This window comes from Pseudomonas sp. SAS7 (assembly GCF_052112345.1).
Taxonomy (GTDB): domain Bacteria; phylum Pseudomonadota; class Gammaproteobacteria; order Pseudomonadales; family Pseudomonadaceae; genus Aquipseudomonas; species Aquipseudomonas putida_Q.
In genome coordinates, this window is record NZ_JBEGGO010000005.1 from 184458 (window position 1) to 200748 (window position 16291).

At 62.4% G+C, this 16291-nt stretch carries 16 protein-coding genes and 1 tRNA gene; 9 read left to right on the forward strand and 8 right to left on the reverse strand.

Annotated features, from left to right (window positions below):
- Positions 1-213: 213 nt before the first annotated feature.
- The 3 genes from ABI582_RS10495 (at position 214) to choV (ending at position 3266) form a co-directional block, all read left to right on the forward strand.
- On the forward strand, positions 214-1161 hold the full coding sequence (locus tag ABI582_RS10495) for a choline ABC transporter substrate-binding protein (protein ID WP_063423977.1): 948 nt from the start codon (positions 214-216) through the stop codon (positions 1159-1161).
- 81 nt (positions 1162-1242) lie between these two features.
- Positions 1243-2091 carry a choline ABC transporter permease subunit gene (choW, locus tag ABI582_RS10500; RefSeq protein WP_169725175.1) on the forward strand — a complete coding sequence of 283 codons (849 nt, stop codon included), beginning with the start codon at positions 1243-1245 and terminating at the stop codon, positions 2089-2091.
- On the forward strand, positions 2088-3266 hold the full coding sequence (gene choV / locus ABI582_RS10505) for a choline ABC transporter ATP-binding protein (protein ID WP_012270095.1): 1179 nt from the start codon (positions 2088-2090) through the stop codon (positions 3264-3266). Before choW ends, choV begins: the two co-directional genes overlap by 4 nt.
- 119 nt (positions 3267-3385) lie before the next feature.
- On the opposite strand, the gene hisF is transcribed toward choV, so the two are convergent.
- The 6 genes from hisF to ABI582_RS10535 all read right to left on the reverse strand — a co-directional run bounded on the left by hisF (position 3386) and on the right by ABI582_RS10535 (position 8308).
- Entirely contained in the window at positions 3386-4156 is a 771-nt protein-coding gene (hisF, locus tag ABI582_RS10510; RefSeq protein ID WP_027594274.1) for an imidazole glycerol phosphate synthase subunit HisF, read from the reverse strand.
- 10 nt (positions 4157-4166) lie between these two features.
- On the reverse strand, positions 4167-4904 hold the full coding sequence (hisA, locus tag ABI582_RS10515) for a 1-(5-phosphoribosyl)-5-[(5-phosphoribosylamino)methylideneamino]imidazole-4-carboxamide isomerase (RefSeq protein ID WP_016484508.1): 738 nt from the start codon (positions 4902-4904) through the stop codon (positions 4167-4169).
- 27 nt (positions 4905-4931) lie between these two features.
- Positions 4932-5192, reverse strand: coding sequence for a DUF2164 domain-containing protein (locus ABI582_RS10520; RefSeq protein WP_043203968.1), 261 nt, complete (start codon positions 5190-5192; stop codon positions 4932-4934).
- Positions 5193-5831, reverse strand: a complete 639-nt coding sequence (gene hisH / locus ABI582_RS10525) for an imidazole glycerol phosphate synthase subunit HisH (RefSeq protein ID WP_016497603.1) — start codon at positions 5829-5831, stop codon at positions 5193-5195. It abuts the gene before it with no gap.
- Positions 5832-6425, reverse strand: coding sequence for an imidazoleglycerol-phosphate dehydratase HisB (gene hisB, locus ABI582_RS10530; protein WP_023532883.1), 594 nt, complete (start codon positions 6423-6425; stop codon positions 5832-5834).
- 221 nt (positions 6426-6646) lie between these two features.
- On the reverse strand, positions 6647-8308 hold the full coding sequence (locus ABI582_RS10535) for an OFA family MFS transporter (RefSeq protein ID WP_442119141.1): 1662 nt from the start codon (positions 8306-8308) through the stop codon (positions 6647-6649).
- A 386-nt stretch (positions 8309-8694) separates the two neighbouring features.
- Between ABI582_RS10535 and ABI582_RS10540 the strand changes: the two genes are divergently transcribed.
- From ABI582_RS10540 to ABI582_RS10555, 4 genes are all read left to right on the forward strand, one after another.
- A complete protein-coding gene (locus ABI582_RS10540) occupies positions 8695-10953 on the forward strand; it encodes an AsmA family protein (protein ID WP_197898354.1) in 2259 nt (752 codons plus the stop codon).
- Positions 10950-12017: an A/G-specific adenine glycosylase gene (gene mutY, locus ABI582_RS10545; protein WP_442119142.1), complete on the forward strand. Its 1068-nt coding sequence runs from the start codon at positions 10950-10952 to the stop codon at positions 12015-12017. The genes ABI582_RS10540 and mutY overlap by 4 nt, the downstream gene beginning before the upstream one ends.
- The gene (locus ABI582_RS10550; RefSeq protein ID WP_016484501.1) at positions 12014-12286 is read left to right on the forward strand and encodes an oxidative damage protection protein; all 273 of its coding nucleotides are present in this window, start codon (positions 12014-12016) and stop codon (positions 12284-12286) included. The genes mutY and ABI582_RS10550 overlap by 4 nt, the downstream gene beginning before the upstream one ends.
- Before the next feature lie 90 nt (positions 12287-12376).
- Positions 12377-12452: transfer RNA gene (locus ABI582_RS10555), tRNA-Phe, on the forward strand.
- Positions 12453-12586: 134 nt separating this feature from the next.
- Here the strand turns inward: ABI582_RS10555 and ABI582_RS10560 are convergent.
- A complete protein-coding gene (locus ABI582_RS10560) occupies positions 12587-12889 on the reverse strand; it encodes an addiction module antidote protein (protein WP_442119143.1) in 303 nt (100 codons plus the stop codon).
- A 190-nt stretch (positions 12890-13079) separates the two neighbouring features.
- On the opposite strand from ABI582_RS10560, the gene ppk2 reads away from it, so the two are divergent.
- Positions 13080-14060 (forward strand): polyphosphate kinase 2, encoded by a 981-nt coding sequence (gene ppk2 / locus ABI582_RS10565; RefSeq protein WP_442119144.1) that lies wholly within the window; start codon positions 13080-13082, stop codon positions 14058-14060.
- 104 nt (positions 14061-14164) lie between these two features.
- Complete coding sequence (locus tag ABI582_RS10570) at positions 14165-14608, forward strand: hypothetical protein (RefSeq protein WP_132842886.1); 444 nt, start codon at positions 14165-14167, stop codon at positions 14606-14608.
- A gap of 195 nt (positions 14609-14803) precedes the next feature.
- Here the strand turns inward: ABI582_RS10570 and gabP are convergent, their stop codons facing one another.
- Positions 14804-16189: a GABA permease gene (gene gabP, locus ABI582_RS10575; protein ID WP_016497595.1), complete on the reverse strand. Its 1386-nt coding sequence runs from the start codon at positions 16187-16189 to the stop codon at positions 14804-14806.
- Positions 16190-16291: the final 102 nt, after the last annotated feature.

Below are 16291 nucleotides of genomic sequence, written 5' to 3' on the forward strand. Positions count from 1 at the left end.
TAAACCCATAAGCGACATCGCCCTTACTGGATACGACCCGTTCCGTACTGGATACGACCCTACCAGTAGGCGATTGCCCGGCGCTGGAGGATTATCGAAAGCGACTCGTAAAGCACGGCCACGCATCCTGCCCTCTGCAGGCCTGGTCGACCGGACCCTCAGAAAGCCCGGCGACCCACGCGAACCCGAAGACAATATCTCAGGAGTCCATCCATGAAAGGTTCACCCTCGCTGTTGCTGGTTGCGTTGCTGTCCACGCCCTTGCTGGCCCAGGCCGCCGAACCCGAGCAGTGTCAGACGGTACGTTTCTCCGATGTCGGCTGGACCGACATCACAGTCACGACCGCGACCACCAGCGTTGTGCTCGAAGCCCTGGGTTACAAGACCCACACCACCATGATCTCGGTACCGGTGACCTACAAGTCGCTGGCCACCGGCAAGGACCTGGACGTGTTTCTCGGCAACTGGATGCCGACCATGGAGAACGACATCAAGCAGTACCGCGACGCCGGCACCGTGGAAACGGTGCGCGCCAACCTGGAAAACGCCAAGTACACCTTGGCCGTGCCCCAGGCGCTGTACGACAAGGGCCTGAAAGATTTCGCCGACATTCCCAAGTTCAAGCAGGAACTGGACGGCAAGATCTACGGCATCGAACCTGGCAACGATGGCAACCGCACCATCCAGAGCATGATCGACAAGAACGCCTTCGGCCTGAAGGACGCCGGTTTCAAGATTGTGCAATCGAGCGAGGCCGGCATGCTGTCGCAGGTCGACCGCGCGCAGAAACGTGGCGAGTCGGTCGTGTTCCTGGGCTGGGAACCGCACCCGATGAACACCCGCTTCAAGATGCAGTACCTGACCGGCGGGGATGAGTTCTTCGGCCCCGATTTCGGCAAGGCGACCGTATTGACCAATACCCGCAAGGGCTACGCGCAGGAATGCAGCAACGTTGGCCAACTGCTCAAGAACCTGTCGTTCGAGCTCAAGGATGAAAGCACCATGATGGGCTATGTCCTGGACGACAAGATGAAACCCGAAGCAGCCGCCAAGAAGTGGCTCAAAGACAACCCCGGCAAGCTGGACACCTGGCTTGCCGGCGTTACCACTGTTGATGGCAAACCCGGCCTTGAGGCGGCCAAGGCCAAGCTGGCGCAATAACGAACCACGCAATAGCGCTACCTCGGGGCAGGACCGTGCCTGCCCCGGGTTGATTTCAATCTATGCAGGTGGAAGCTCGCTATCATGCTTATCGATCAGAAAATACCCCTGGGCCAGTACATCGCGTCGTTCGTCGAGTGGCTGACCCAGAACGGCGCGAATTACTTCGACGCCATCGCGCAAGGCCTGGAATTCATGATCCATGGCGTCACCAGTGCCCTGACCTGGTTCAACCCTTTCGTCCTCATCGCCCTGTTCGCCGGCCTGGCGCACCTGATCCAGCGCAAGTGGGGGCTGACCGCATTCGTTGCCCTGTCATTCCTGCTTATCTTCAACCTGGGTTACTGGCAGGAAACCATGGAAACCCTGGCGCAGGTGACCTTCGCCACGGTGGTGTGCGTGGTGATTGGCGTGCCGCTGGGCATCCTCGCTGCGCACAAACCGATGTTCTATACCGCCATGCGCCCGGTACTCGACCTGATGCAGACGGTGCCCACCTTCGTCTACCTGATCCCTACCCTGACCCTGTTCGGCCTGGGCGTGGTACCGGGGCTGATCTCTACGGTGGTGTTCGCCATTGCGGCGCCAATCCGCCTCACCTACCTGGGCATCTGCGACGTCCCGCAGGAGCTGATGGACGCCGGCAAGGCCTTTGGCTGCTCGCGGCGCCAACTGCTCACCCGTATCGAACTGCCGCATGCGATGCCAAGCATCGCCGCCGGCGTCACCCAGTGCATCATGCTGTCGCTGTCGATGGTGGTGATCGCCGCCCTGGTGGGCGCCGACGGCCTGGGCAAACCTGTGGTCAACGCACTGAACACCGCCGATATTTCCCTGGGCTTCGAAGCGGGCCTGGCGATCGTGCTGCTGGCAATCATGCTCGACCGTATCTGCAAGCAACCGGAACTGCCGGTAAGGGGTGAGGCATGAGCATCATTCGTTTCGAAGACGTCGACGTCATTTTCTCCAACAAGCCGCGCGAGGCACTGTCGCTGCTGGACCAGGGCAAGACCCGCGAACAGATCCTCAAGCAGACTGGCCTGGTGGTCGGCGTCGAAAAGGCCAACCTTGATATCAACAAGGGTGAGATCTGCGTGCTGATGGGCTTGTCCGGCTCGGGCAAATCGAGCCTGCTGCGCTGCATCAACGGCCTCAACACCGTCAGCCGCGGCAAGCTGTTTGTCGAGCACGAAGGCAAGCACATCGACATTGCCCACTGCAGCCCGGCCGAACTGAAAATGATGCGCACCAAGCGCATTGCCATGGTGTTCCAGAAGTTTGCCCTGATGCCCTGGCTGACGGTGCGCGAGAACATCAGCTTTGGCCTGGAAATGCAGGGCCGCCCTGAAAAGGAACGGCGCAAGCTGGTGGACGAGAAGCTTGAGCTGGTGGGCCTGACCCAGTGGCGCAACAAGAAGCCGGACGAGCTGTCGGGCGGCATGCAGCAACGCGTGGGCCTGGCCCGGGCGCTGGCGATGGATGCCGACATCCTGCTGATGGACGAACCGTTCTCGGCACTGGATCCGCTGATCCGCCAGGGCCTGCAAGACGAGCTGCTGGGCCTGCAGGCCAAGCTGAGCAAGACCATCGTGTTCGTCAGCCACGACCTGGACGAGGCACTAAAGCTGGGTACCCGCATTGCGATCATGAAGGACGGGCGGATCATCCAGTACAGCAAGCCGGAGGAGATCGTGCTCAACCCGGCCGACGAGTACGTGCGTACCTTCGTCGCCCACACCAACCCGCTGAACGTGCTGTGCGGCCGCAGCCTGATGCGCAGCCTGGACAACTGCAAGCGGGTCAATGGCTCGGTGTGCCTGGACCCGGGTATCGATTCGTGGCTGGACCTGGGCGAAGGCGGCGCGCTCAAGCGTGCACGCCAGGGCCAGAACGGGCTGGACATGCAGAACTGGGCACCGGGGCAGGATGTGGAGCTGCTGGAGCGCAGGCCGACCGTGGTGCACGCCGACATCGGCATGCGCGAGGCGCTACAGATTCGTTACCAGACCGGCAACAAGCTGGTGTTGCAGGATAACGACAGGGTGGTGGGGATTCTTGGGGATACCGAGCTGTATCACGCGTTGCTCGGCAAGAACCACGGGTGATGCCCCGGGGCCCGCTTTGCGGGCCATTCGCAGCACAAGGCTGCTCCTACATGGGAATGCGTATCCCTGTAGGAGCAGCCTTGTGCTGCGAATGGAGGGCAAGCCCTCCCGGCAATCTGTCAGCGAACGACGATACCGCGCGATGCCATGTAGGCCTTGGCCTCCGGCACCGTGTACTCGCCAAAGTGGAAGATACTGGCCGCCAGCACCGCGCTGGCATGCCCTTCCAGAATGCCGTCAGCCAGGTGCTGCAGGTTACCCACACCCCCCGAAGCAATCACCGGAATGCCCAGCGCATCACTGATGGCGCGGGTAACACCCAGGTCGAAGCCGTTCTTCATGCCGTCCTGGTCCATGCTGGTCAGCAGGATCTCGCCAGCGCCCAGGCCTTCCATCTTCTTCGCCCACTCGACTGCATCCAGCCCGGTCGGCTTGCGCCCGCCGTGGGTGAAGATTTCCCAGCGCGGCGTTTCACCTGGCGCGGACACCTTCTTGGCATCGATGGCGACAACGATGCACTGCGAACCGAAACGGTCCGCCGCCTCGCCCACAAACTCCGGGTTGAACACCGCAGCCGTGTTGATCGAAACCTTGTCGGCACCGGCGTTGAGCAGGTTGCGAATGTCCTGCACGGTGCGCACGCCACCGCCCACGGTCAGCGGGATGAACACCTGGCTGGCCATGCGCTCGACGGTATGCAGGGTGGTGTCGCGGCCATCGACGCTGGCGGTGATGTCGAGGAAGGTGATTTCGTCGGCACCCTGCTCGTTGTAGCGACGGGCAATTTCCACCGGGTCGCCGGCATCACGGATGTTCTCGAACTTGACGCCCTTGACCACCCGGCCGTTGTCCACGTCCAGGCAAGGGATGATGCGCTTGGCCAGTGCCATGGTTCAGTCCTCAGCCTTGGTAGTTGTCGCAGAAGGCCTGGGCCTCGGCGACATCGAGGGTGCCTTCGTAGATGGCACGGCCGGTGATGGCGCCGATGATGCCGGGTGCCTTGGCGTCCAGCAGGGCCTTGATGTCGCCCAGGTTGTGGATGCCGCCCGAGGCGATCACCGGAATGCGGGTGGCTTCAGCCAGTGCCTTGGTGAAAGGCACGTTGCAGCCCTGCATCATGCCGTCCTTGGCAATGTCGGTGTAGACGATCGCCGAGACGCCATCGGCCTCGAAACGCTTGGCCAGGTCGATGACCTGCACGGTGCTCACTTCGGCCCAGCCGTCGGTGGCGACGAAGCCGTCCTTGGCATCCAGGCCAACGATGACCTTGCCCGGGAAGGCCTTGCACGCTTCTGCCACGAACTCTGGCTGCTTGACCGCCTTGGTGCCGATGATCACGTAGCTGACGCCAGCCTTGACGTAGTGCTCGATGGTTTCCAGCGAACGGATGCCACCGCCGATCTGGATCGGCAGGGTCGGGTAGCGTTTGGCAATGGCGGTAACCACTTCACCGTTGACCGGCTGGCCTTCGAAGGCGCCGTTGAGGTCGACCAGGTGCAGGCGGCGGCAGCCCCCCTCAACCCACTTGGCGGCCATGCTCACCGGGTCGTCGGAAAATACCGTGGAGTCTTCCATGCGGCCCTGGCGCAGGCGCACGCAAGCACCGTCCTTCAGATCGATAGCGGGGATAATCAGCATCTTGGGAACCTGTCTCTTCTTGGGGTTTCAGGGCTTTTCGAGCGCCCACAGATCGCTTTCGATGCTCTCGAACCGCTCCTTGAGGTGCAGCTGAACATCGGCAATCGCCCTGTTGTAGTAAAGGGGTGCAATTTCTTTGCTGAACAGCTCAAGTACCTCGGCCACCTCGAACGACCCCAGCTCCAGCTCGAAACGGTCTTCGAGGAAGCGCTTGAGCGTGTCGAGCGCATCGCGCTCCTGCTCGGGGGCCAGCGTGATGACCGGGGCCTTGGCTTTCGACCTGCTCATTTACCAGCGCCCGTCCCAGGCGACGAAGTTCTGCAGCAACTGCAGGCCATGGGTATGGCTCTTCTCCGGGTGGAACTGCACGGCAAAGCGCGAGCCGTCCGCCAGCGCAGCGGCGAAATCGACGCCATAGTGGCCGCGGCCGACTACCTGGCCCGGCTTGCCGGCATTGATGTAGTAGCTGTGCACGAAGTAGAAACGCGCCTGGTCGGGGATGTCATGCCACAGCGGGTGGTGGATGGTCTGGCTGACTTCGTTCCAGCCCATGTGCGGCACCTTCAGGTGCTCGCCGTCTTCTTGCAGGTCTTTGCCGAAGAAGCGCACCTGGCCCGGGAACATGCCGATGCAGTCGACACCGGCGTTTTCCTCGCTGTGTTCAAGCAGCGCCTGCATGCCCACGCAGATACCGAGAAACGGGCGGTCCTGGCTCACTTCGCGCACCAGGCTGTCGAAGCCCAGGCGGCGGATTTCGGCCATGCAGTCGCGGATCGCGCCCACACCCGGGAATACCACGCGGTCAGCTTCACGGATGACAGCAGCGTCGCTGGTGACCAGCACCTTGCCGGCACCGACGTGTTCGAGCGCCTTGGCCACCGAGTGCAGGTTGCCCATGCCATAGTCGATTACGGCTACCGTCTGCATTTACAGGCACCCTTTGGTCGACGGCATCTGCCCGGCCATGCGCTCGTCGAGGGTGACAGCCATGCGCAGCGCGCGGCCGAATGCCTTGAACACGGTTTCGATCTGGTGGTGGGTGTTGTGGCCACGCAGGTTGTCAATGTGCAGGGTTACCAGTGCGTGGTTGACGAAGCCCTGGAAGAACTCCTGGAACAGGTCGACATCGAAGCCGCCAACGCTGGCACGGGTATACGGCACGTGCATCTGCAGGCCTGGGCGGCCGGAGAAGTCGATGACCACGCGCGACAGCGCTTCGTCCAGCGGCACGTAGGCGTGGCCGTAACGGAAGATACCCTTCTTGTCACCGATGGCCTGGGCGAATGCCATGCCCAGGGTAATACCGACGTCCTCGACGGTATGGTGATCGTCGATATGCAGGTCACCCTTGCACTCGATATCCAGATCGATCAGCCCATGGCGGGCAATCTGGTCCAGCATGTGTTCAAGGAAAGGCACACCGATATCGAATCGGGCCTTGCCACTGCCATCGAGGTTGATCGAGCACTTGACCTGGGTTTCCAGGGTATTGCGCTCGACGGAAGCCTTACGTTCGACCATCACCAGCTCCGCAAAATCATTGGGCGAAAAGGGCTCCATTATAGGCCCAGAACGCGCCAGCTTGAAACGCGGATGACATATGGCAAAGCAAGCAATTACGGGGGCTGGATGCCGCTACAGGTCTATACAACCGTGCAATTGGGGCAGCCGCTCACCTGTGGGAGCGGCCTTGTGCCGCGAATGGGGCGCAAAGCGCCCCCGTGGGCCTGCCCAGGATTACATCAATGGAACAGCACCGCGGTCTTCTGCAAGGTAACCCACACACCCCAGGCCAGCGGCACGACCACCACCGCCCAGGCCAGCAACACCAGCGCCAGGCTGCCCGGGGCCGCCTTCCACTCCAGCGACCGCGCCCCATCGGCGCCCTTGTCATGGCTCAGCGCGCGCTCGGCCGCCAGTTCGGCATCACTCATGAAGTGCTTGTCGGCCACCGGGCGTACCAGCATGTTGCAGATAAAGCCCAGCACCAGCAGGCCCGCGAGGATGTACAAAGTCATGTCGTAAGCCGCTGCCCGCTCTACCCCCGCTGCCAACTGAGACTCGCGCAGGTAAGTGATCAATACCGGGCCCAGCACCCCCGCCGCTGCCCAGGCGGTCAGCAGGCGACCATGGATAGCGCCGACCATCTGCGTGCCGAACAGGTCAGCCAGGTACGCCGGCACGGTCGCGAAACCGCCGCCATACATCGACAGGATGATGCAGAACGCGGCCACGAACAGCGCCACGTTACCCAGGTGCCCCATGTTCGGCACCAGGCTGTAAAGGCCGACGCCCAAGGCGAAGAAGGCAAAGTAGGTGTTCTTGCGCCCGATGTAGTCGGAGAACGACGCCCAGAAGAACCGCCCGCCGATGTTGAACAGGCTCAATAGGCCGGTGAAGCCGGCGGCAATCGCGGCAATCTGTGCCAGCTGGGCCGCATTCAGCTGGCTGAAGGTCAGTTCGTTGCCCAGCAATTTGCCGGCGAACACTTCCTGCAGCAGGGGCGACGCCATGCCGAGAATACCGATGCCCGCCGACACGTTCAGGCACAGCACAAGCCAGATCAGCGCGAACTGAGGGGTTTTCCAGGCCACACTGACGTGCACATGGCGGTCGGTAACCATGGTGTTACCGGCTTTTTTCGCCGGGGCGCTCCAGCCTTCAGGCTTCCAGCCGGTCGGCGGTACGCGGTAAGCCAGGGCGCCGGCCGTCATGAATACGAAGTAGATCGCCGCCATCGCGACGAAGCTCTGCCATACGCCCACTTCGTGCTCGTTACCAAAATGCCCCATCAGTGCAGTGGCGAGCGGTGCACCCACCATCGCCCCGCCGCCGAAGCCCATGATCGCCATGCCGGTGGCCATGCCGCGTTTGTCCGGGAACCATTTGATCAGCGTGGATACGGGCGAGATATAGCCCAGGCCCAGGCCGATACCGCCGATCACGCCGGAGCCCAGCCACATCAGCCACAGCTGGTGGGTTTTTACGCCAATGGCCGAGATCAGCATGCCGCCGCACCAGCACAAGGCCGAAACCAGGCCGGCCTTGCGTGGGCCGGCGTGCTCCAGCCAACCGCCCAGCACCGCCGCCGAGCAGCCGAGGAAGACGAAGAACAAGGTGTAGATCCAGCTCAGCATCGAGATCGGCCAGTCGCATTCGGCGCTGAACATCCGGGCCATGAAGCCCATGTCTGGCGCACAGGCAACCGGGGCGGTGATGCCAAGGGCTTGCGACAAAGGCAGCCAGAACACCGAAAAGCCGTAGGCCATGCCGATGCACAGGTGGATGGCCAGGGCGGCTGGCGGGACCAGCCAGCGGTTGAAGCCCGGGCGGGCGATGATGCGCTCCTTCGACAGGAAGCCTGGCGCACTGGCCAAGGCCCCCGCCGCGACGGTACTGGTCATGGATCTGATCCTTCTTATAGGGTGGGTGCTCGCAAAGCGGCGCAAGATTAGCAGAGCCAAGTGGCGTGAAAGCAATCTGATATCGTGATTTTTTGCTCGGCTGAAACGGTCATGTTCGCTGTACCAGCCCTATCGCCGGCAAGCCAGCTCCCACAGGTACGGCACCGGCCTGGAAGGCTGTGAGCTGCCTGTGGGAGCTGGCTTGCCGGCGATAGGGCCGGTACAGGCCATACATTCGGAACTGGCAAAATCCTGGCTGTCGAAAGCCGTACCATCTGCTTCAACCGTAGGAAATGCCCTGTATCTCTAGTCGAATAAGCAGGGACAACCCCCGCGGCGTTATACTCTGCCGCCTGAATTCACTAACGGACTACAAGGACTCGCCCATGAAAGCGTTCGGCAAAATCCTGGGACTGGGGCTTCTCGGGTTGCTGCTGATCATCGTGGCGCTGGGCTTCGCCCTGACCCACCTCTTTGATCCCAACGACTACAAAGACGAGATTCGCCAGTTGGCACGGGACAAGGCTCACGTCGAGCTGACCCTCAACGGTGACATCGGCTGGAGCCTGTTCCCATGGCTGGGCCTGGAGTTGCATGAAGCAAGCATTGCCACCTTGGTCAAACCCAAAGAGCCGTTCGCCGACCTGCAGATGCTCGGCCTGTCCGTGCGTGTGCTGCCGTTGTTGCGCCGCGAAGTGCAGATGAGCGACGTGCGCGTCGAAGGCCTGAACCTGACCCTGGCCCGCGACGAGCAAGGCCATGGCAACTGGGAAGACATCGGCAAGCCGCTGCCCGCGCAGAACGCCACCCCTGCCGATGCGCAGGCCAATGCCCCCGCCCAGGCAACTGCCGAACAGAAGCCGGCGCCGGTGAACGGCAACGAGCGTGCCGTCAAGCTGGACATCGACAGCCTGACAGTGAACAACGCCCGCGTGCAGTACACCGATGCCAAGACCGGCCAGAGCTACAGCGCCGAGAGCATCCAGCTGAGCACGGGGCCGGTCCACGAAGGCGCCAACATTCCGCTCAAGGCCAGTGCCTTCATCAGCGCCAGCGAGCCGAACATCAAGGCCCGCACCGAGCTGGCCGGCGAGCTGCGTTTCGACCGCAAGCTCAAGCGCTACAACTTCGAAGACATGCGCCTGTCGGGCGAAACCTCGGGTGAGCCAACCGGCGGCAAGACCGTGACCTTTGCCGCCCAGGGCCAGCTGCTGGTCGACCTGGCAGCCAATGTCGCCTCGTGGAACGGCCTGAAAGTCTCGGCCAACCAGCTGCGCGCCCTGGGCGAGCTGAATGTGCGCGACCTGGACAAGGCACCACAGCTGAGCGGTGGCCTGTCCATCGCCCAGTTCAACCTGCGCACCTTCCTCGACAGCATCGGCCGCCCGCTGCCGGCCACCAACGACCCGGCGGCCTTCGCCAAGCTGGAGCTGGTGACCCGTCTGCAGGGCACGGCAAACAGCCTGGCCCTGGAAGACCTGGCCGTGAAGCTGGACGACAGTACCTTCAGTGGCCGTGTGGCCGTGGAAGACTTCGCCAAGCAGGCCCTGCGCCTGCAACTGAAGGGCGATACCTTCGACGCTGACCGCTACCTGCCCGCCAAGAGCGAAGAGGCCAAGGGCGCCACTGCCGCGCGCCAGGCCGAGGTGAAGCAGCAAGAAGCCAGCGCCGTGGCCGGTGCCGGCACTACACCGCTGCCCAACGCCCCGACCCAGGTGGCCTGGAGCGACGACAAGCTGCTGCCTGTCGACCGCCTGCGCGCCCTCGACCTGCAAGCCGACCTGGCCTTTGGCTCGCTGACCGTGGACAAGCTGCCGATCGAAGACGCCCAGCTCAAGGCCATCGGCCAGGGCGGCCTGCTGACCCTGCAAACCCTGCGCGGCGAACTGTACAACGGCACCTTCGAAGCCAAGGGCACGGTCGACGTGCGCCCTGCCGTACCGCAACTGGGTGTGAACACCAACATCCAGCGGGTGCCGGTAGAGCACTTCATCAAGACCGAAGGCAAGGACCAGGCACCACCTGTCAAAGGCCTGCTGACCCTGACCAGCGACCTGACCGCCAGCGGCAACAGCCAGAAAGCCCTGGTCGACACCCTGAACGGCAGCGCCAACTTCACTATCAATGACGGTGTACTGGTCAACGCCAACCTGGAACAGCAACTGTGCCAGGCCATCGCCACCCTCAACCGCAAGACCCTGAGCGGCGAACCTCGCGGCAAGGACACCCCGTTCCAGGAACTGCGCGGCAGCCTGGTGGTGCGCAATGGCGTTGCCAGCAACCCGGACCTCAAGGCGCGCATCCCGGGCCTGACCGTCAACGGCCATGGCGACCTCGACCTGCGCGTGCTGGGCATGGACTACAACGTCGGCGTGATCGTCGAAGGCGACCAGCGCGCCATGCCGGACCCGGCTTGCCAGGTCAACGAACGCTATGTGGGCGTTGAAGTGCCCCTGCGCTGCCGTGGCCCGCTGGAGCTGGGCGCCAAGGCCTGCCGCCTGGACCAGGGCGGCATGGGCAAAGTTGCCGCCAAGCTGGCCGGCAACCGCCTGAAAGACAAGATTGATGAAAAGCTCGAAGAGAAACTTGGAGATAAAGTGAGCCCGGAAGTAAAAGACGCACTCAAGGGGCTGTTCAAGCGATGAGCCCCGAGCAGTTCTCCAGCGCTGTGCTGGCCTGGTACGACGAGCACGGCCGGCACGACCTGCCTTGGCAACAGGGCACCACCCCGTACCGGGTGTGGGTGTCGGAAATCATGTTGCAGCAGACCCAGGTCAGCACCGTGCTCAACTACTTCGACCGGTTCATGCAGGCCCTGCCAACCGTGCAGGCCCTGGCCGAGGCGCCGGAGGACGAAGTGCTGCACCTGTGGACCGGGCTGGGCTACTACACCCGCGCACGTAACCTGCAAAAGGCTGCAAAGATCGTCGTCGCGCAACATGGCGGTGAGTTCCCGCGCAGTGTCGAGCAGCTCACCGAGCTGCCCGGCATCGGCCGCTCCACCGCCGGCGCCATCGCCAGCATCAGCATGGGTATTCGCGCGCCAATCCTGGACGGTAACGTCAAGCGCGTGCTGGCCCGCTTCACCGCCCAGGCCGGCTACCCTGGCGAGCCCAAGGTGGCCAACCAGCTTTGGGCCACGGCCGAGCGTTTTACCCCGCAGCAGCGCGCCAACCACTACACCCAGGCCATGATGGACATGGGTGCCACGCTGTGCACCCGCAGCAAGCCCAGTTGCCTGATCTGCCCATTGCAACGCGGCTGCGAGGCGCACCTGCACGGCGAAGAAACCCGCTACCCCGAGCCCAAGCCGCGCAAGGCGCTGCCGCAACGGCGCACGCTGATGCCACTGCTGGCCAACCACGAAGGCGCCATCCTGCTTTATCGCCGCCCCTCCAGCGGCCTGTGGGGTGGTTTGTGGAGCCTGCCGGAGCTGGACGACCTCGCCCAGCTCGACGACCTGGCCTATCAGCACGGCCTGCGCCTGGCAGGCAGCCGGGCCATGGCAGGCCTGACCCATACCTTCAGCCACTTCCAGCTGGCCATCGAGCCCTGGCTGGTGCACGTCGACTTGGTCGGCGAGCACGTGGCCGAGGCCGACTGGCTCTGGTATAACCTCGCCACCCCGCCGCGCCTGGGCCTTGCTGCCCCGGTGAAAAAGCTGCTTGAACGCGCGGCCGACGAACTGATTGCAGGAGACACCCGATGACCCGCACCGTGATGTGCCGCAAGTACAAAGAAGAACTGCCAGGCCTGGAGCGCCCGCCCTACCCCGGTGCCAAGGGCCAGGACATCTTCGAACACATCTCGCAGCAAGCCTGGGCCGACTGGCAGAAGCACCAGACCATGCTGATCAATGAAAAGCGCCTGAACATGATGAATGCCGAGGACCGCAAATTCCTCCAGGCAGAGATGGACAAGTTTTTCGCCGGCGAAGAATACGCCCAGGCGGAAGGCTACGTTCCACCGGCCGAATGACCCCAAAAATCGTAAGCGACGGAATTAATTTAAAATTTTTTCAAAAAGTCGTTGACGAGCGGTCCGGAAATCTATTTAATTCACCTCGTCGCCCAGATAGCTCAGTCGGTAGAGCAGAGGATTGAAAATCCTCGTGTCGGCGGTTCGACTCCGTCTCTGGGCACCACCTTCAGCTTCTGGTGGTTGCAAAGTTACCCGAAGCGACAACAAGAAACCCGCCTAGTGCGGGTTTTTTGTTGCCTGTGATTTGTGCTGTGGATTCGGCAGCTATCCCACCTGCTGCCAAACCCGAACATGGCTTTACCCGGTAGAGCGTGGCAACACCTCGGCATGCAGCCTCACCCCAAGCGCTGCCATCACTTTCATGATGGTTGCCAGGCTCGGGTTACCTTCAGCGGACAGCGCCTTGTACAACCCTTCCCGCGTCAGCCCGGTATCACGTGCCAGTTGGGCCATGCCACGCGCGCGACCGATATCACCCAACGCAGCAGCGAGCAGCGCCGGGTCGTTTTCTTCAAGACAGGCTTCAAGGTACAAGGCCATGTCCTCTTCAGTCTTCAAATGGTCCACAGCGTCCCATTTGGTCAGTTTGATAGTTGTCATGGTGGCCTCCTAGACAGCTTGATAGCAGATTGGATATCCCTGACTTCCAGTAAACCATAGTTAACACTTCAGCCAATTTGTAGCTGTTTCAAACTGTTTGTCAGCACGCCCTTGACCAGCATCAAATGGCCATCGCTCGCCACACCATAAGGTACTGAATGGACATCCGTATCGACCAGCAAGGACCTCCATGAGCGAAGAATCCCCCCTCCTGCTCCCCGCCCCCAGCGAACCCGCCATCACTCCAGTCCGCACGCGCCGCCCACGCCAGCGCAAGCCGGAACCGACGATCACCCGTATCAGCCAGCAACCCGCTGCACTGGAAGTTGCCACCGCCCCGAAGGGCAGCAACGAAGACAGCACCTCGGCCCGCCTGCCGACCAGCTACCCCTACCGTACCCGCCTGCGACGCCAGGACTACGAAAAGGCCAAGCACGCGCTGCAGATCGAGCTGTTGAAGGTACAAAGCTGGGTGAAGGAAACCGGCCAGCGTGTGGTGATCCTGTTCGAGGGGCGCGATGCCGCAGGCAAGGGCGGCACCATCAAGCGCTTCATGGAGCACCTCAACCCACGTGGCGCACGCATCGTCGCACTGGAGAAGCCTTCGGAGCAGGAACAGGGCCAGTGGTATTTCCAGCGCTACATCCAGCACCTGCCCACAGCGGGTGAAATGGTGTTCTTCGACCGCTCCTGGTACAACCGCGCGGGCGTCGAGAAGGTGATGGATTTCTGCACACCGCTGCAGTACCTGGAGTTCATGCGCCAGACACCAGACCTGGAGCGCATGCTGTGCAACAGCGGCATCCTGCTGTTCAAATACTGGTTTTCGGTGAACCGCGAAGAGCAACTGCGGCGCTTCATTTCACGCCGGGACGACCCGCTCAAACACTGGAAGCTGTCGCCCATCGACATCAAGTCGCTGGACAAGTGGGAAGACTACACCGCGGCCAAGGAAGCGATGTTCTTCCACACCGACACCGCCGATGCGCCGTGGACGGTGATCAAGTCCGATGACAAGAAGCGCGCACGAATCAACTGCATCCGCCACTTCCTGCATTCGCTGGACTACCCGGGCAAGGACCACAGCGTGGCCCACGCCCCCGATGCACTGCTGGTAGGTCGGGCATCGCGGGGATTCGAGGAGGATGAACCGATAGGCGTAGCCAGTTAGATTACCGGGGCTGCCTTGCAGCGGCACCTTTGCACAACACTTGGGTTTCCCCTGCAACTGCGCTTCAATACGCGCACTTTTCAGACACCCCAAGGACTCACCCCATGGCCACCCCTACCAAGCAACAGAAACGCGCCAAGCGCGCCGCCAGCAAGGCCAAGCAGAACCGCATGGTGCGCAGCGGCCAGGCGGTCAAGCCCAGTGCCGGCGACAGCGCCAGCGTCGAGCAGGTGTACAACAAGGCCATGGAGTCGGGCAGCTACGACGCGATGTTCGAGAAGATGAAGGAAGCTCAGGAAGGCGGCCTGGTGCCGATGATCTCGGTATTCCTGGTGGACCCGCTGCTGGCCCTGGTGCTCAAGGGGCACAAGGAAGAGCACGCCACCGACTACATCGTGCTGGTGTTCAACGCCTACCGCAAATGGCTGGACGGCGCTGACGAAGAGGCCACCATGGCCTGGCTGGAAAGCGATGAGTTCCAGGATGCCTACATCGCCGCATCTGAACTGGTGGCCAAGCAGCAGCAACAGCAGAAGCAGTTTGGCTGATACACCGCGGTGAGACCTGGGGCTGCTGCGCAGCCCTTTCGCGACACAAGGCCGCTCTTACAGGAGACAGCGATCCCCTTGTAGGAGCGGCCTTGTGTCGCGAAAGGGCCGCACAGCGGCCCCGGCAATCGCCCAGGCAACAAAAAAGGCCGCACCCTTCACAGGGCGCGGCCTTTTCATTTCAGCCAGCGCGGATCAGTTATCCAGCGCCACCCGCCCGGCAGCTTCGCGCTTGCGGTGCACCAGCAAGCCAGCCGCTACCACACCAATGCTCAGCAACGCCGTCGCGATGATCTCCGCACGGTGATCCTCACGCAGCGCCATGACCACCAGGATGGCAACGATGAAGGCAATGGTCGCCCAGGTCAGGCCCGGGAACAGCCACATCTTGAAGGCAATCTTCTCGCCACTGGCTTCACGCTTGGCACGCATGCGCAGCTGCGAAATGGCAATCACCAGATACACCAGCAGCGCAATGGCACCAGAACTGGCCAGCAGGAATTCGAACACCTGGGCCGGGGCCACGAAGTTGGCGAACACGCAAAGGAATGCCGCTGCAGTGGACAGCAATACCGCCACGTACGGGGTCGCCGCTTTGGTGGTGCGCTGGGCGATGGCCGGGGCGTCGCCACGCTTGCTCAGCGAGAACAGCATGCGCGAAGAGGTGTACAGCGCCGAGTTCAGGCAGCTGGTCACGGCAATCAGCACGACGATGTCGACAATCAGCTTGGCATTCGGCACGCCGATACGGCTCAGCACGGTCTGGTAGGAACCGGTTTCGGCAAGGGCCGGGTCGTTCCACGGCACCAGGGCAACGACCAGGAAGATCGACACCAGGTAGAACAGGCAGATACGCCAGATGACCGAGTTGGTGGCGCGGCTGATCTGCTTGCCCGGGTCCTTCGACTCAGCAGCGGCGATGGTGACAATTTCGGTACCCATGAACGAGAACATGGTGGTCAGCATGGCTGCCAGCACTGCGCCCAGGCCGTTAGGCATGAAGCCTTGGGTGTCGAACAGGTGGCTGGCACCGCTCACCTGGCTGCTCGGCACAAAGCCGAACAAGGCCGCACAGCCCACGGCGATGAAGCCGACGATCGCCAGTACCTTGAGCAGGGCGAACCAGAACTCGAACTCACCGTAGTTCTTCACGCTGCACAGGTTGGTCAGGGTAAGCGCCAGGGTAATGATGAGGGAGAACGCCCACAGGTCAACTGCAGGGAACCAGGCATGCAGAATGGCCGCAGCAGCGTTGGCCTCCAGCGGAATCACCAGCACCCAGAACCACCAATACAGCCAGCCAATGGTAAAACCGGCCCAACGCCCGATGGCGCGGTCGGCATAGGTCGAGAACGAACCGGTGTCTGGCGAGGCGACCGCCATTTCACCCAGCATGCGCATCACCAGCACGACCAGCGTACCGGCAGCGGCGTAAGCCAGCAGCACGGCCGGGCCGGCAGCTGCGATGGCGTGGCCGGAGCCTACGAACAGGCCGGCACCGATGACGCCAGCGATGGACAGCATGGTCACATGCCGTTGTTTGAGCCCCTGAGCGAGGTCATTGGAATTGTTACCGCTCATAAAACTACCTTTGTAAGGAGTGGACCACTCCGACTGCGGGTACAGAGCGCGCCTGGGGTTGACCTGGGCGTCGCTGCAATCGGCGGTTTCCTACTGGCAATA

What these genes read in the sequence shown, in the direction of transcription:
- hisB (WP_023532883.1), bottom strand. Translation starts at nt 6,425, where the DNA reads ATGGTCGAACGTAAGGCTTCCGTCGAGCGCAATACCCTGGAAACCCAG.
- ABI582_RS10540 (WP_197898354.1), top strand. Translation starts at nt 8,695, where the DNA reads ATGAAAGCGTTCGGCAAAATCCTGGGACTGGGGCTTCTCGGGTTGCTG.
- choV (WP_012270095.1), top strand. Translation starts at nt 2,088, where the DNA reads ATGAGCATCATTCGTTTCGAAGACGTCGACGTCATTTTCTCCAACAAG.
- ppk2 (WP_442119144.1), top strand. Translation starts at nt 13,080, where the DNA reads ATGAGCGAAGAATCCCCCCTCCTGCTCCCCGCCCCCAGCGAACCCGCC.
- hisF (WP_027594274.1), bottom strand. Translation starts at nt 4,156, where the DNA reads ATGGCACTGGCCAAGCGCATCATCCCTTGCCTGGACGTGGACAACGGC.
- ABI582_RS10535 (WP_442119141.1), bottom strand. Translation starts at nt 8,308, where the DNA reads ATGACCAGTACCGTCGCGGCGGGGGCCTTGGCCAGTGCGCCAGGCTTC.
- ABI582_RS10550 (WP_016484501.1), top strand. Translation starts at nt 12,014, where the DNA reads ATGACCCGCACCGTGATGTGCCGCAAGTACAAAGAAGAACTGCCAGGC.
- hisH (WP_016497603.1), bottom strand. Translation starts at nt 5,831, where the DNA reads ATGCAGACGGTAGCCGTAATCGACTATGGCATGGGCAACCTGCACTCG.
- ABI582_RS10495 (WP_063423977.1), top strand. Translation starts at nt 214, where the DNA reads ATGAAAGGTTCACCCTCGCTGTTGCTGGTTGCGTTGCTGTCCACGCCC.
- mutY (WP_442119142.1), top strand. Translation starts at nt 10,950, where the DNA reads ATGAGCCCCGAGCAGTTCTCCAGCGCTGTGCTGGCCTGGTACGACGAG.
- hisA (WP_016484508.1), bottom strand. Translation starts at nt 4,904, where the DNA reads ATGCTGATTATCCCCGCTATCGATCTGAAGGACGGTGCTTGCGTGCGC.
- ABI582_RS10520 (WP_043203968.1), bottom strand. Translation starts at nt 5,192, where the DNA reads ATGAGCAGGTCGAAAGCCAAGGCCCCGGTCATCACGCTGGCCCCCGAG.
- ABI582_RS10570 (WP_132842886.1), top strand. Translation starts at nt 14,165, where the DNA reads ATGGCCACCCCTACCAAGCAACAGAAACGCGCCAAGCGCGCCGCCAGC.
- gabP (WP_016497595.1), bottom strand. Translation starts at nt 16,189, where the DNA reads ATGAGCGGTAACAATTCCAATGACCTCGCTCAGGGGCTCAAACAACGG.
- ABI582_RS10560 (WP_442119143.1), bottom strand. Translation starts at nt 12,889, where the DNA reads ATGACAACTATCAAACTGACCAAATGGGACGCTGTGGACCATTTGAAG.